Consider the following 15460-nt stretch of genomic DNA (forward strand, 5'->3'; position numbering starts at 1 on the left):
GATTAGTTTTGGATACTACTATTGTCACCCTCTGCTTTTGGCTGGCCGTGGTGGCCACGGCTGCCAGCGCCCTCTTCTATATACGGGATTTCTTCAGTACTGGCGAGAGTGATCGATGGGACTCGCTAGCGGGTAATCTGGCCGTGGCCGCTTTTGGCTTCCTAGCCGTATCGCTGGCGGTTAAATGGCTTTATTTCGGCGTCACCGAATTCGGCATCCAGTTTTCAACCAGATCCGTATACGCCCTATGTTTATTGGGGGCCTACGTTCTGGCGGAGGCGCTTTACTCCGGACGAATGCCGAAGATACGCGTGGCCGGGACGCTGGTCATGCCGGCTGTACTTGTCCTCTTGTTTTACGCGTGGGCGGGCTACGGGATCGAGTATACGGTAACACCGGCTTTGAACAGCGCTTGGGTTATCGTTCACGTGATCCTGGCCTTGCTGGCTTACGGGGCGCTGACCGTGGCGCTGATAGCGGCCGTTTTACAGATAGTTGAGGAGAACCGCCTCAAGAACAAAAAACGGCTGGATAAAGTTTTTAGAAAATTTCCACCCTTGGAAACCCTGGAAAGCCTGACCTACAAAGCAGTATCAATCTCTTTCATTTTCCTTTCCCTGGTCATCGTGACCGGCGCTTTGCGTGCTAATATGTTGCCGGCCTGGCAACAATGGTGGGCCGATCCGAAAATCTTGTCGGCTATCGTCACCTGGGCTGTTTTCGGGACCTATATCGCGGGGCGCGTCTTCTTCGGATGGAGAGGCAGGCGGGCCAGCTTGATCGTCATAGCCGGTTTCGTCATCGCCATATTCACGTATTTCGTCAACTATATATTCCCCAGCATCCACAACTACGGACGTGGGTTTTAGTGCACATTATCGTTCTTGGGTTGAGCCATAAAACGGCGCCTGTCGAGGTGCGCGAGAAGATTTCTTTTCCGGCTGAAACACAAGCCGCCCATTTGGACAGGCTGAGGCTATACCCGAGTTTGGCCGAGGCGGTCATCTTGTCCACCTGCAACCGAACTGAGATATACTGCGTGGCTGAAGACGCGGATAAGGGGCGGGAAGAGATGACGTCTTTCCTGGTCGAGGTCGGCGGGATTAAACGCAAAGACCTCGACAGACACCTCTACTGTTATACATTGGACCGCGCCGTCCATCATCTGTACCGAGTCGTCTGCAGTTTGGATTCCATGGTTTTGGGGGAAGCGCAGATTCAAGGCCAAATAAAAGAGGCTTATACGTTGGCGTTGGAAGCCGAAGCGACGGGTACCGCGTTCAACAAACTTTTTGAGAACGCGATCCGCGTCGGTAAAAGGGCCCGGACGGAAACGGGCATCGGCGAAAGCGCTGTCAGCATAAGCTCCGTCGCCGTCGAGCTGGCGATGAACGTTTTCGAGGACTTGAAGGGCCGGACCGTTTTGATTCTTGGCGCGGGAGACATGAGCGAGTTGACCGCGCAAGCCTTGCGTGATAACGGCGTAACCCAGATCGTCGTCGCCAACCGGACCTACGAGCGGGCCGTCGATTTTGCCGCCAGATTCGGCGGACGGGCGGCCAGATTTGAGGATTTCCCGGCCGAGATGGGCCGGGCGGATATCGTAATCTCCTCGACCGGCGCCAGCGAATTTGTCTTGACCAGGGAAATCATGAGCGGTGTTATGAAATCCCGCCGGCACGCGCCGATCTTTCTGGTAGACATCGCGGTGCCGAGAGATATCGCCCCCGAGGTCGATTCGATTAACGGGGTGTTTCTTTACAACATCGACGACTTGCAGGCGGTTGTGGCCTCGAATCTGGCGGAACGGGAGAAAGAAGCCGCCAAGGTCGAGGAAATCATCGAGGAGGAAGTTGCCTCCTTCGGCGCCTGGATTTCTTCTTTAGAAACCGTCCCGACCATCGCCGCCCTTAAGGAACGTGCCGAACGGATCCGCGAGGAAGAGGTCGCCAAGACGATCAACAAAATGGAAGGGCTGTCTGAGAAGGATAAGAACGAACTCAACGCGATGGCCAAAGTCATCTTAAGCAAAATGCTCCACGAGCCCATTGTCAGACTTAAAAGCCATGAGCGCGACAAAGAACGTTATCAGTACCTGGAGAGCATTAGATATCTCTTCGGCCTGTCTGACGAGCGAGGCAAGGGGAGGACGAAGCGTGACTAAGGTCCGGATCGGCACGCGGGGCAGCCAGTTGGCTTTATGGCAGGCCGATAAGGTAGCCTTGCTGATAAAAAAACAGCATCCGGGCACGATCACCGATCTAGTTAAGATTAAGACTACGGGCGACAAGATTTTGGATTCTCCGCTGTCCAAAATCGGTGACAAGGGCTTGTTCGTCAAAGAGATAGAAAACGCCCTCATAAAAAGGGAAATCGACATTGCCGTACACTCGGCCAAGGATATGCCGACCGAGATTCCGGCAGGTTTAATATTGACCGCATATCTTAAACGCGACGATCCTTCGGACGCTTTAATCAGCGCCGACGGAAGGACACTGGACGAGCTTAGGGAAGGCGCGGTTATCGGCACGAGTTCGCTAAGACGGCGAGCCCAGCTTCTGGCTTACAGGCCGGATTTGAGATTTGTCGATCTGCGCGGCAATGTGGACACCCGTTTGCGCAAGCTCAAGGAGGAGAAGCTGGACGCGATCCTCCTGTCCGGCGCCGGGTTGACCCGTTTGGGGATGGGCGATAAGATTACCGAACGCATCCCGGCCTCGATCGTCGTGCCGGCCGTCGGCCAAGGTCTTATCGTTATCGAGGCCAGGGAAGAGGACCGTAAAACCCTCGACTTCGTAGAGTTTATGAACGATCGGGATACGGCAGTCTGTGTTAAGGCTGAGCGGGCTTTTTCCGACTCGATCGGCGGCGGCTGTCAAGTGCCGATGGGCGCGCTGGCCGTCCTGGAAGATGGGACGATGAAGCTCAAAGCGGTCGTGGCCAGCTTAGATGGCGAGACCTTGTTAAGAGCTGAGATAGACGGGCCGGCCGAGGACGGAGAAGCGTTGGGTCGTGAGCTGGCTGAGAGAATGAAAGACATGGGCGCGGCGGAGATTCTGGACGAGATCAGGCGGGAGAACTGTTGAAATCGCTTTCCGGGAAGAAAATAGTTATTACCAGGGCCAGGGCGCAAGCAAGCGAGCTGGTCGACGAGCTGGAACGTTTGGGGGCGTCGGTGGTCGAGTTCCCGACAATCAAGACCGTCGCGTTGGACAGCTACCAGAAACTGGACTATTCCTTGGAGAGAATCGACGCGGCCCTGGCTAAGGGCTTGGTTCATTACGAGTGGATCATTTTCACCTCAGCCAACGCCGTCAGATTTTTTATCGGCCGACTGCTGGCGACCGGCCGTTCCACCACCTCGTTCACCGGATCGAAAATAGCGGCGGTGGGGCCGGGCACGGCCAAGAAACTTAAGGATGCCGGGGTTCGTGTTGATCTAACCCCGCAAGACAATAAGGCTGAAGGGCTGATTCAAGCCTTTAGCGTGCTGGCGGTCAAGGGTCGACGGGTACTATTGCCGCGGGCGCTTAACGCCAGGGATCTTTTGCCTGACGCCTTGATGCGCATGGGCGCGATCGTCGATGTGGCGCCTTGCTATCAAACTGTCGCCGACGAAACTGGCGTCGCGAACGTCAAAGCGGCGCTGCAAACCGGCGTAGACGTCATTACCTTCACCAGTTCCTCGACGGTTCAGAACTTCCTGGGCTTATTGAGGGACATCGATCTTCCGGCCGCGCTTAAGAACGTCAAGCTGGTCTACATCGGGCCGATCGCGGCCGGGACGGCGCGGCGGTTGGGCTTGCCGGTTTCGGCAATCGCTGAACCGCACACAGTCCAGGGCCTTGTGAAAGCGATTGAGCAGGTGGCGGGCAAGTCGCGCTAGGTGTTAGAATGAAAAATTCGTGGGGGTGTAGCTCAGTGGGAGAGCGCTGCGTTCGCATCGCAGAGGCCGGGGGTTCGAATCCCCCCACCTCCACCATTTAAAGTGACTCGCATGCTGCTCGCGGCCTACCATTGTTAGTGCTTTGGGGTCAGGACTCTCGCATAAGAAGAAAGTCCTGACCCCGGTTCGTATACAGCGAAGAAACAATGCTCTCCGCTCGAACAACGATTTGTCTGCATGCTCGATTTAAATATTCTTCGACTGAACGAAGTGAATGGAGAAGCATCCCTCTCCCTCTTGAGGGGAGAGGGCAGGGTGAGGGTGCCGCTTGGATTTGATTTTGGGTGGCTGAAAGGTGGCTCCGGTGAAGGCTTGGTGTTTAGGACGCCCGACGGGGCGGGCGGTTCAAATCCCCCCACCTCCACCAAGCTCGAACAAATAGTGCGGTGGGCTGCTCCGCCGCCGCATGGCAAGTTCCGGTCGTATCCTTCCGAAGAACGCTTGATTTTCCCAGCGAGAAAATCTTCGCTCCGAGTAAATCCGGCGACCACTATCGTGCCCTGGTGCACGATAGTGGACCATGCTCGCTATCGAATCCACTAGGCCTTCCTCGAGATCCGCCCCGTACTTCCTTTGTTTCGCGGAATGCGGCTCCGCGCCCAGCCGCGACATCTATTCTTAATAGCTATTTCCTCTTCCTTTGTAGGGGAGAGGATTATGGTGAGGGGGCCGGTTGGATTTGAATTTGAGGAGCTGAAAGGCGGCTCCGGCGCCTTCTGCCTGGTGTCTACTTCGCATGCCGGTTTCTCGAGAAACCGGAATTCGCTGCAGCCCAAGCGCCCCGGCGCTATTAATCAATTGCTATTCCTCTCCCCCGTGGGACTGCCTGCCGGTAGGCAGGGAGAGGTTAGGTGAGGGGCCAGTTCAGAGGCCAACAGTCCAGCGAACTAGTTCGCTGGACTAAAGACAAAGCCCCCGGGGCTGGCGTCCCACCCCACCCTAACGATTGGCGCAAGCGGCACTTTCATACTCTAGAGTATGAAAGTGAAAAACCGCGGGGACACATTCCCGGGAATGTGTCCTAGAAGAGATGCATATAATATGTTCGAGTCCTACCCGGGGAGCCACATTGTTATTGCAGTTCAAGCGCTATGACCCATAGCCTTGTATACAAACATCCCTTGATTGCGTGTCGTTCCGTCATTGCCTGCCTGCCGTGTAGGCAGGCGAGGAGCCAATCGTAATCTTCGAGTGAGCGCAGCGAGAATCAAGAGGCGCCAGCAACGAAGCAATCTCCCAACTCCTATTTCATTAACCCCAGACTATTACAAGGCCGTTTGTAGAACCGACGGTGGGTTCAACCGTTATAGAGCTCCTGCGTTTCAACTCATATACAGTGCTATCATAACTTTCGTGATACTTGCGTTCGTTTCCCTGCTAATAGGCTTAGCGACAGGCGTTCTATCCGGGATGTTCGGGGTAGGCGGCGCGATAGTCTCAACACCGGCCTTACGCCTGCTTCTTCACGTTGCTCCGCTGCTTGCGGTGGGCACGACGCTGCCAGTCGTTATTCCTGCCGCCATGTCGGGCGGGCTGGTGTACTGGCGGCGCGGTCTCATCGAAAAGCGACTTGTCCTGCCAATCGTCGCCGGAGGCGTAGGCGGTTCGCTTTTCGGCGCATTCTTGACACGCTTCACATCAGGCCACGTTCTCCTCATTGTGACGTCAATAGTCATTCTCGGGATAGGCGGCCAGTTCATTTATAAGGCGCTGACCGGCCGCGACTCATTTGAGGGATTGTTCGGCGTTAGTAACGCCGGCGCGTCCAACAAAAGTGGCTTACCTCTGACCGTCGCCATCGGAGCGGCCGCCGGCCTTGTCAGCGGATTGTTGGGCATTGGCGGTGCCATCGTTCTCAATCCCGCTTTGGTGTTCGGCCTACGCGTTCCAATCAAGAAGGCTTTCGGGACATCTCTTATGATAATTGCGATCTTGGCCGTTCCCGGCTCGCTCGTCCACGCAGCTTTGGGGCACATCGACTGGAGCCTGGCTGGTCTGCTAGCACTGGGCGTCGTCCCCGGCGGCTATCTAGGGGCGCGGGTGACCGCGCGGGCGAAGTCGCGAACAGTCGGACTTGCTTTCGGTCTGTTCTTGCTGGCCGTAGCGTTGATTTTGGGGGTCAGCGAGTTGGCATCTCTACTGTAGGGACGCGGCGCCCAGGTTATGGTGGCGTCAACAGCTATCTAGCAGGCCTTATGCAACACCCTGAATGTTTGAAAAACGTACAGCCCGGGGAGCCAGAGTTAGCATAACCGCCGGTCAGAAACCATGTCATAAAAGCGTCATCCTGGGCGAGCGGTCTTTGCGAGCGCAGGAACTGAGACGAATCCCACTATTCAGCTAGAATCGTGCGTGGTGGATCGCCTAACTGGACTAAAAAGAAGCAACCTCCCGGTAACCCAAAGCTCCAATCCCCATTTCATTTACCCCTGATTGACACGAACTTTATGGTTGCATAGACTGACTGAAGAATTACGCAGATCAAGGACCAAGACTCGACGCCTTGATTCAAAGCCGCCCCCTTTCAATAAAATATTACTTGCGTGAAAAAACGACGTATGATAAATTAGCTACGGGATAAACAATGCTTATAGCAGATATAAGATATGATAATGACCAGGAGGCAGTATGGAAATTGATTTACGGGGTTTATCGTGCCCCATTCCGGCAATGAGGGTAAAGGACACTTTGGCAAAGGAAAAGCCGGATCAATTGACCGTAACGACTGATTGTTCGACCCCCATGGAAAACATTGAATTCGTAGCTGAAACTGCTGGATACGAGTGTAACGCGGCGCGCGAAGGCGATACTAATGTAATAAGGATAACGAAAAGGAGTGTGTCGTGAGAAGAAAAGAATTTATCGTCGTAATAGGGTCGGGTATCTTAATCGGTCTCGTTGCCCTATACCTGATGGCCCGTGGCAATCCCGGCAATATGGGAATTTGCATCGCCTGTTTTGAACGTGATATTGCCGGGGCCTTAGGGCTTCATCGAGCTTCGATTGTGCAGTACTTGAGGCCTGAGATCATCGGTATACTCCTGGGAGCTCTTGTAGCCGCGCTGGCGGCACGCGAGTTCAAAGTCAAGGGCGGCTCGGCTCCCGTTACCCGTTTTGTCATCGGCATGTTGGTCATGATAGGAGCCCTTGTATTCTTGGGTTGTCCTTTGCGGCTATCACTTAGGCTGGGTGCTGGTGATATGAACGCACTGGTCGGCCTGTTCGGGTTTGTCGGCGGTATTGGAGCAGGCGTTCTTTTCCTCAAATCTGGATTTAATTTAGGTATCGCCAAAGACTCCAAGCGTATTGACGGATGGATCTTGCCCGTAATAGCGGTGGTTTTATTAGGTTTGGCCATATTCAAACCGGTTCTTAACCCGGCGCAACCTGTTATGTTCAAAGGAAAACCCGTCACGGTGAACGGCGAAGCGGTTACCACAGCACCCGGTCCTATTTTCGCGTCTAAGACCCCGGAAGGGGCAAAACCTGTTCCGGGAGATATGAAGGCCCCACTAGTGATTTCTCTTATTGGCGGTCTTGTGGTGGGCGTGGTGGCCTATCGCAGCCGTTTTTGTTTTGCTGGCGGTATCCGAGATGCGATGTTGACGCGCGACGTGAAGCTGTTAAGCGGTGTCGTAGCGCTGGTTGCTGTCGTGGCGCTGGGAACATACTTTATGGGCTCATTTAAATTCGGTTTTGCGGACCAGCCGATCGCCCATTCAGACCATTTATTTAATTTCATGGGCATGGCCGTTGTTGGCCTTGGTTCGACAATGCTCGGCGGTTGTCCATTGCGCCAGCTTGTGTTGTCCGGTAACGGAAACTCTGATTCCTCGATGAGCGTCTTCGGCATGATCGCCGGAGCCGCGTTTGCTCACAACTTTGTCTTCGCTGCTGGGAAACTTCCGAGTGGCACGATGGGCGTTCCGGGCAATGGCAAGATAGCGGTCTTGATCGCCTTGTCATTATTGATTCTCATCGCGATGTTTAACTCCGAGGCGATTACCGGCAGATTTGCCAAGAAAAAATAAACATGAGGTCTGTTTCGGAGCAAGGTCCTAATCATCAAGCTTTGTTACGCGGGCGTCGGGAATAGTGGGATTTGTGCCCTCACAGTTTGCCTATGTTTTGACGAAAACGAACATTGGGAGAACCAGATAGAAACGCTGTTCGCGAACAGTCATTCTGGACTCGCGTTATATGCGAGCCCAGGAACTGAGGCGGTCATCCATTCAGCTAAAGTCGTGCGTGGTGAATAGCTGGGGTGAAGGTCACTGGCAGAATGGTTTCTAGCCGGCCTTGAAGGATTCCGGAAATATACGCGTTTACTTGTTTGTTCAGAAATGCTTATGGAAATATAAGTACGCTTATTAAAGATAAACCTTTTTCTAACACGAGGGCACTGGCCCTGGGGACCCCGTGGGCTGCAAACCCATTGGCTGCTTGGATAAAACCAGCGGGGTGAGTTCGATTCTCACGTGCCCTCTCCATAATCGCTTCGTTAGATATTCTATTACCACTCTCAGCAGGCCTTATGCAATACCCTGAATGTTTGAAAAACGTACAACCCGGGGAGCCAACCTCATAACCGCAGTTCAGACACGTGTAGCATCCCTACGCAACTGAGCAATATCCTGCCCTAAGTTCAATCCCTCAATCTGCCAAAAACGATTAAATGATAAAATCTACCCCATGACTACTGACATTATCGTTTTCATCACATGCGCGGTTCTATTGATGATTGCGGGCACACGATTAGCGAGCGACGGCGACGTTGTAGCAGATAAGACCGGAATCGGCGGCCTGTGGATTGGCGCCGTCATAATTGCTCTGGCTACCAGTCTGCCGGAGCTTGTCTCCGACGTCACCGCGGGATACAAAGGTTATATCGATCTGGCGGTAGGCGACATTCTCGGCAGCGGCATGTCAAATATGCTGATACTAGCGGGTATCGATATTCTATTCATAACAGTCTACACAAAGCGGCGCGGACTTCTGAGGAACGTATCCGGCGGCCACGTTGGCACAGCCAGTCTTGCCATTGCGTTGACCGCGATAACCGCGATATTCATGTTGCTGCCCAAAACCTTCGGAGTCTCGAGCATAGGTTTCGGCACAATCGTGATCGCAATCGTATACCTGGCGGGCATCTGGCAGCTATTCCGCCAGGAAAGCAGCGCACCGGATATTATCCCGTCTACAAAGAAAAGGTCATTGCCGTATGCTGTATTGGGCTTAGGCATTAGCGCGGTCATTATCTTTACGACCGCGCCCTTTATGGTAAACGCCGCGCAGCGTATCGCGGAAGCCAGCGGCCTAGGAGCCACATTCTTCGGCACTCTGTTCATGGCGATAGTGACGTCATTCCCGGAGCTGGTCGTCTCTATAACGGCGGTTAGGCTTGGCGCTTTTGACCTAGCTGTCGGTAATTTGTTCGGGAGCAACGCGTTTAATATCTTTGTCCTTGTTTTTGTCGACATTGCATACAGAAAGGGTGCTTTGCTCGCAGAAGTAGCAAATGTGCACTTGATCACAGCGTTGTTTCTGATGCTAATGATGGGCGTTGGACTAGCTTCTGTAGCAGCAAGAGGCAAGAAACGCAATGCATTGCTTGTGCCCGATTCAATCGCTCTGATTGTTTTGTATGCACTTGGGATGTACGCAGTCTACGCATTGTCGTAGTACCGCAGCACAAGAATAGTCCTTCTTACCACGCCTTATGCAAAACCCTGAATGTTTGAAAATCGTGCAACCCGGGGAGCCAGCCCTATAACCGAAAGACAAAAATCTTATCATAAAGGCGTCATCCTGGGGCGCCCCGCAAATCAGCCGCAGCCTGCCTGCCGGTAGGCAGGGAACTGACACGTTGCTTTCACTCCAGCTAAAATCGTGTTGGGTGGATCGGAAACATAATTCTAAACCAAAGGCTCCGGCGAACGCTCCTGTAAAATAAAGCCTGTGTGATAAAATATTGTATCGACTATTCGATACCTTGGAGGCATTTATGTATTTTCCTGATACTAGAATGAGACGGCTGCGCAAGAACGAGAATCTGCGGCGTCTGGTCCGGGAAACCGTTCTGACCGTCGACGATCTGATTTATCCGCTCCTTGTTGTGCCAGGCAAGAGTGTTAAGAAAGAAATCTCCTCGATGCCGGGCGTTTTCCAGATGTCCCCCGACCTAATTGTCAAGGAATGCCAGGAAGCGGAGGCATTGGGCATCCCCGGGGTTATCCTGTTCGGAATCCCCGAAACAAAGGACGAGGCGGCCTCGGGCGCCTACGATGAAGACGGCGTCGTCCAAACAGCCATCCGAGCTATCAAGGCCGCCAAGAGCGAGATTCTTGTTATTACCGACGTCTGTTTGTGCGAGTACATGAGCCACGGGCACTGTGGCGTGGTTGCCGACGGCGAGATATTAAACGACGTTACCCTGGAACTCCTAGCCCAGACGTCCGTGTCTCACGCGGAGGCGGGCGCGGACATGGTCGCGCCGTCTGACATGATGGACGGGCGCGTCGCCGCTATCCGCGGCAGCTTGGATGAGACCGGTTTTTACGATCTGCCGATTATGAGTTACGCGGCTAAATACGCCAGTGTTTTCTACGGACCGTTCCGTGAAGCGGCGGAATCAACGCCTCAATTCGGCGATCGGCACAGCTATCAGATGGACCCGCCTAATGTCTTGGAAGCCATCCGCGAAGCGGCTCTGGATATTGAGGAAGGCGCCGACATTATTATGGTCAAGCCCGCTCTGGCCTATTTGGATGTGATCAGGATGGTCGCCGACGAGTTCGGATATCCGACAGCCGCATACAATGTGAGCGGCGAATACGCAATGGTCAAAGCGGCCGCGGCCAACGGGTGGCTGGATGAGAAGCGCGCCGTTCTGGAGTCCCTGATCTCGATGAAGAGGGCGGGCGCCGATATCATTTTGACTTATCACGCCAAAGACGCGGCGAGGTGGCTTAAGTGACGCAACACCCGCACGGCACGCCCGGGAGAACCGCCCCCGGCAAAGACGCGGCGCTCCGAATGGTCGCCTGGGAAATCACCGGTTCCTGCAACCTTAAATGCGTGCATTGCCGGGCTTCCGCGACCGACAAACCTTTTCCGGGCGAGTTATCCACTGAGGAAGCCTATAAACTTATCGACGATCTGGCCGCCTTCGCCAAACCGGTCATAATCATCACCGGCGGCGAGCCGCTCTTGAGAAAAGACGTGTTCGAGATAGCCAAGTACGGAACAGCCAAGGGTCTGACGATGACGATGGGCTCGAACGGCACACTGATCACGCCGGATATAGCCCGGAAGATCAAGGACAGCGGCATCAAACGGGTGGCCGTCAGCTTAGAAAGCGCTGACCCGGTCAAGCACGACGAATTCCGTAACGTCGGCGGCGCCTACGCGGCTTCGTTGGAGGGAATCAGGAACTTACGTGACGCCGGTGTCGAGTTTCAGGTGGACCCGACGATCACCGCCCGCAACGTCGACGAGATCGACGAGATTGTCGACAAAGCTATCGAACTTGGCGCGGCTGCCGTGCATATCTTTCTGCTCGTGCCGACCGGCCGGGGCGAGGAGCTGAAAAACGAGGAGATTCCGGCGGAGCGTTATGAACAGGTCCTGGAGTGGTTCTGGAAGAAACAGCAGGCGGTGCCGGTCTATCTGAAAGCGACCTGCGCGCCGCACTACCACAGGATTGTTCGCCAGAAATCCGCTTCAGCCGGAGAGAAACCGCCGACGACCGAGCTGCGGCCCGGCCAGACTCATAGTCTGGAATCGATGACCAGAGGCTGCCTGGGAGGCATAAGTTTCATGTTTATCGGCCATACCGGCGACGTTCAGACATGCGGGTATCTTGAGGTTAAAGCCGGCAACATAAAAGAAACACCGGTTGAGAAGATATGGAAGGAGTCGCCGTATTTCCACGCTCTGCGTGACTACGATAATCTGAAAGGAAAGTGCGGCGTCTGCGAGTATAAATACGTTTGCGGCGGGTGTCGGGCGAGAGCGTATGCCCTGACCGGAAACTACCTGGAAGAGGAACCTTATTGTATTTACGTACCGAAGAGTATGAGAAGCGAACCGTAAACCGAGAACCGAAAATCGTCATCCTGGGCGAGTGGTTTTTTACGAGCGCAGGAACTGAGACGAGGCTTACTATTCAGGAAGAATCGTGTTTGGTAGATCCGAAACATAAGTCATAAAGTAAGGAAAAATATGGAACACTCTAAATCAAAGAAGTTATTTGAGAGGGCCAAGAAGGTTATTCCCGGAGGGGTAAATAGCCCGGTCAGAGCCTTTAGGTCGGTCGGAATGGATCCCGTTTTCATCAAGCGCGCCGAAGGCGCGTACTTATACGACGCCGACGGCAACAAATATATCGACCACATCAGTTCATGGGGGCCGATGATTCTCGGCCACGGCCATCCCGAAGTCGTTGACGCGGTTGCCAAAGCGCTTAAGGACGGCGCCAGCTTCGGGGCTCCGACTGAAGCCGAGGTTACCCTGGCCGAGATGGTAGTCGAGGCCGTTCCGTCCGTCGAAGAGGTCAGGATGGTCAGCTCGGGCACGGAAGCGGTTATGAGCGCTATCCGCCTGGCCCGGGCTTATACAGGAAGACCAAAAATACTTAAATTCGAGGGCTGCTATCACGGTCATTCCGACAGCCTGCTGGTCAAAGCGGGATCGGGCGTGGCCACTCTCGGCCTGCCCGACAGCCCGGGGGTGACCGAGGGAACCGCCGGCGATACTTTGACGGTCCCGTACAATGATTTGCCCGCGGTTGAGCAAGCGCTGGACGAGGCGGCCGGACAGGTCGCCTGCATTATTATCGAACCGGTTGCCGGTAACATGGGCGTCGTCCTACCTAAACCGGGATTTCTGGAAGGTCTGCGCGCGCTGGCCGATAAGAACGGCGCGCTCCTGGTATTTGACGAGGTTATTTCAGGTTTTCGCGCCGCGTATGGCGGCGCTCAATCAGTCTATAAGGTGTGGCCGGATCTAACGACGCTCGGTAAAACGATCGGAGGAGGTTTGCCCGTCGGCGCCTTCGGAGGACGCAAAGAGATTATGGAAATGATCGCCCCTGCCGGACCGGTTTACCAGGCAGGTACCCTATCCGGTAACCCTCTGGCCATGGCCGCGGGCATCGCCACCTTGTCCGTTCTAAAACGCGGCGGCGTCTACGAAGACCTTCAAGTCAAGTCGGAGCGGCTGGCGGCCGGAACAAGAAAAGCGGCCGCGGACGCAGGCGTCGCGGTAACAGTCAATCAAACCGCCAGCGTTATGACTTGTTTCTTTACGCCTGATGAGGTCACAGACTATGCGTCGGCCAAGAAGGCCGACACGGCTGAATACGGCGCTTTCTTCAGACAGTTAATCGAGCAAGGCGTTTACTATCCGCCGAGCCAGTTCGAGGCGGTCTTCGTTTCGCTGGCCCATACCGGCGACGATATCGAACAATCGATTGCAGCCGCCGGCCGGGCGTTCAACGGGATAGGCGCCTGAAAAAATTTCTCGTCAGAATAGCGGCGCGGCCGTTTGGCTGATAGAATAATGGCGGGAATATCCCGCCGACCAATGGCAACTAGGAGACAGTTTGCGGACAACTAAGCATACGAGAAACAAGGCTCTGATCATTGCTCCGCTGCTGCTTTTCGCCGTTTTCGCAAGCATCTCGCTGTTCGACCTGGTCACGACCGTTGGCGTCAAGGCCGCCACCCGCGCGCAACGTTCGATAAAAGTCCCGGCTGATAAAGAAAACTGCCTGGAATGCCACACAGCTAAAAAGAAACTTCAGTTTACCGAGATCAGCAGGGAAAAACCCTCCACTTACCTGTCTCCTGAGCTTATTCTTAAAACGGCGCACGCTAAATTAGCCTGCACGGATTGTCATAAGGGCTATACGCGGGCGATTATGCGGCGCAGCATCTCACGTTTCGGAAAGGTGGAGGTAAAAGAGCTACATAGCGAGCAGGAATACAGGAACTATACGCAGGTCGCCACGGAAGCCTGCGGCGACCCCAAATGCCATAAGAAAGAACAGGAAGAGTTCCTGGTCGGTTCGCATAGCACTAAGATCACAAAGACCGAGAAGGATCTGCCTACCTGTACTACCTGTCACAATTTTCACTATATCCCGCACTTATTTACCGACGAAAAAGGCAAAGCGATCAAGCTTTCCGCCGAGCTTAAAATCGAGGTGGCCGTCCAGTTATGCGGCAGCTGTCACGTCAGCAGCCTGGAAACATATACCGGAAATTATCATTACAAAGCTTTGCGACTGGGCAATGCCAATGCGCCGATGTGTTATGACTGCCACGACGGCCATAAAAGCGTCCCCTTAAAAGCCGGAACAAAAGAAGCGGTCAAAAACTGCAAGAAATGCCATCCGAATGCCAATAAAGAATTCACTCAGTACGTCGTGCATCTTGACCCGGTCGCTTTAACCGCGCCGCCCGAGGTGCTATACACGAACCTTTTCTATACCTCGCTGGTCGCCATAGTCCTGGTCGTGGTCGGCCTTCACACCACGATCCAGTGGACTAGAAAGCGGCGCGAGCACAGGATTAAAGAACAAAAGGAAATGGAGAAGTTCGACCGGGAAAACCCACAATAGTTTTTTTTGGAGAAAGCGATGGCCAAAGAACCTAAAGAAGAACAAAGCACAGAAGAGCCAAGCGCAGAAGCGCAGAAGGCGGAAGCGGTTGAGGCGAAGGCAGCCGTGGCCAAGCCGGCCGTAGCGGCTAAACCAGAGCGGCCCGCCGCCAAAGCTATGGCGGGTAAACCGGAGAAACCCAAGAAGGGGAAGGCCAAAAGGTTTAACCTGTTTCACAGGGTTTCCCACGCCGCCGTAACGCTGGCCACGATTTGCGCCTCGACGTCCGGCTTCCCGCTGAAGTTTAAGGACGCCCCGGGCATGCAGTGGCTCACGGACATCCAGGGCGGCGTCACCAATATGGCCATCGTCCATCGCGTATCGGCCGTTGTAATCCTTGTCTACCTGACAGGACAGTTCTTTTATATCCTCTATTATTTCTACGCCAGAGCGCGCGGCGTAGATACCTCCGGCATCGCTTGGATTCTGCCCAGAAAGCGCGAAACGCTGGACGTAAAGGCCAACCTGATGTACATGCTGGGAAGGGCGCCGGAACCGAGTTTTAAGAAACAGGTTTATTGGGGCGTCTTCGACTGGATTGTCAGCCTGGCGATGTTTTTCGCTATATTAATATCTGGCGCCGTCATCTGGTTTCCGGAATTATTCGCCAGATATCTACCGGGCACCTGGTTTAATGTAGCATATGTTACGCACTCAAACGGGGCCGTCCTTCTGGTAGTAATTACGCTGGTCACACACTTTTACAACATCTATTGGTCGACCGGACATTTGTCCGATTGCATGATAATCTTCACCGGAACGATGACCAACAGGCGGGCGAAACTAGAGTAAAAAATCACTTTCATTAACTTGCTTGACACTAATTCAGGCGTATGATTATACTTTCTTGT

At 54.2% G+C, this 15460-nt stretch carries 13 protein-coding genes and 2 tRNA genes; all 15 read left to right on the forward strand.

Annotated features, from left to right (window positions below):
• The first annotated feature begins 8 nt into the window (after window positions 1-8).
• The 15 genes from ccsA (at window position 9) to WC891_04725 (ending at window position 15401) form a co-directional block, all read left to right on the forward strand.
• On the forward strand, window positions 9-869 hold the full coding sequence (gene ccsA, locus WC891_04655; GenBank protein MFA5867236.1) for a cytochrome c biogenesis protein CcsA: 861 nt from the start codon (window positions 9-11) through the stop codon (window positions 867-869).
• The gene (gene hemA / locus WC891_04660; GenBank protein ID MFA5867237.1) at window positions 755-2164 is read left to right on the forward strand and encodes a glutamyl-tRNA reductase; all 1410 of its coding nucleotides are present in this window, start codon (window positions 755-757) and stop codon (window positions 2162-2164) included. The genes ccsA and hemA overlap by 115 nt, the downstream gene beginning before the upstream one ends.
• Window positions 2157-3086, forward strand: coding sequence for a hydroxymethylbilane synthase (hemC, locus tag WC891_04665; GenBank protein ID MFA5867238.1), 930 nt, complete (start codon window positions 2157-2159; stop codon window positions 3084-3086). Before hemA ends, hemC begins: the two co-directional genes overlap by 8 nt.
• Window positions 3083-3886: a uroporphyrinogen-III synthase gene (locus WC891_04670; protein ID MFA5867239.1), complete on the forward strand. Its 804-nt coding sequence runs from the start codon at window positions 3083-3085 to the stop codon at window positions 3884-3886. The genes hemC and WC891_04670 overlap by 4 nt, the downstream gene beginning before the upstream one ends.
• A gap of 21 nt (window positions 3887-3907) precedes the next feature.
• Window positions 3908-3982 (forward strand) — tRNA-Ala (locus WC891_04675).
• A 1317-nt stretch (window positions 3983-5299) separates the two neighbouring features.
• Window positions 5300-6091, forward strand: coding sequence for a sulfite exporter TauE/SafE family protein (locus WC891_04680; protein ID MFA5867240.1), 792 nt, complete (start codon window positions 5300-5302; stop codon window positions 6089-6091).
• 483 nt (window positions 6092-6574) lie between these two features.
• Window positions 6575-6793 carry a sulfurtransferase TusA family protein gene (locus WC891_04685; GenBank protein MFA5867241.1) on the forward strand — a complete coding sequence of 73 codons (219 nt, stop codon included), beginning with the start codon at window positions 6575-6577 and terminating at the stop codon, window positions 6791-6793.
• Window positions 6790-7977, forward strand: a complete 1188-nt coding sequence (yedE, locus tag WC891_04690) for a YedE family putative selenium transporter (protein MFA5867242.1) — start codon at window positions 6790-6792, stop codon at window positions 7975-7977. Before WC891_04685 ends, yedE begins: the two co-directional genes overlap by 4 nt.
• A gap of 364 nt (window positions 7978-8341) precedes the next feature.
• A tRNA-Cys gene (locus WC891_04695) sits at window positions 8342-8436 on the forward strand.
• 202 nt (window positions 8437-8638) lie between these two features.
• On the forward strand, window positions 8639-9628 hold the full coding sequence (locus WC891_04700; GenBank protein ID MFA5867243.1) for a hypothetical protein: 990 nt from the start codon (window positions 8639-8641) through the stop codon (window positions 9626-9628).
• A 322-nt stretch (window positions 9629-9950) separates the two neighbouring features.
• Window positions 9951-10922, forward strand: a complete 972-nt coding sequence (gene hemB / locus WC891_04705) for a porphobilinogen synthase (protein MFA5867244.1) — start codon at window positions 9951-9953, stop codon at window positions 10920-10922.
• Window positions 10919-12040, forward strand: coding sequence for a heme b synthase (gene ahbD / locus WC891_04710; GenBank protein MFA5867245.1), 1122 nt, complete (start codon window positions 10919-10921; stop codon window positions 12038-12040). Before hemB ends, ahbD begins: the two co-directional genes overlap by 4 nt.
• Window positions 12041-12169: 129 nt before the next feature.
• Window positions 12170-13459 (forward strand): glutamate-1-semialdehyde 2,1-aminomutase, encoded by a 1290-nt coding sequence (gene hemL / locus WC891_04715; protein MFA5867246.1) that lies wholly within the window; start codon window positions 12170-12172, stop codon window positions 13457-13459.
• Between the two features lie 91 nt (window positions 13460-13550).
• Window positions 13551-14570: a cytochrome c3 family protein gene (locus tag WC891_04720; protein MFA5867247.1), complete on the forward strand. Its 1020-nt coding sequence runs from the start codon at window positions 13551-13553 to the stop codon at window positions 14568-14570.
• Window positions 14571-14588: 18 nt separating this feature from the next.
• A complete protein-coding gene (locus tag WC891_04725) occupies window positions 14589-15401 on the forward strand; it encodes a hypothetical protein (GenBank protein ID MFA5867248.1) in 813 nt (270 codons plus the stop codon).
• Window positions 15402-15460: the final 59 nt, after the last annotated feature.

The organism is Actinomycetota bacterium (genome assembly GCA_041658625.1).
Classification (GTDB): Bacteria; Actinomycetota; JAHEXW01; order JAHEXW01; family JAHEXW01; genus JBAZZW01.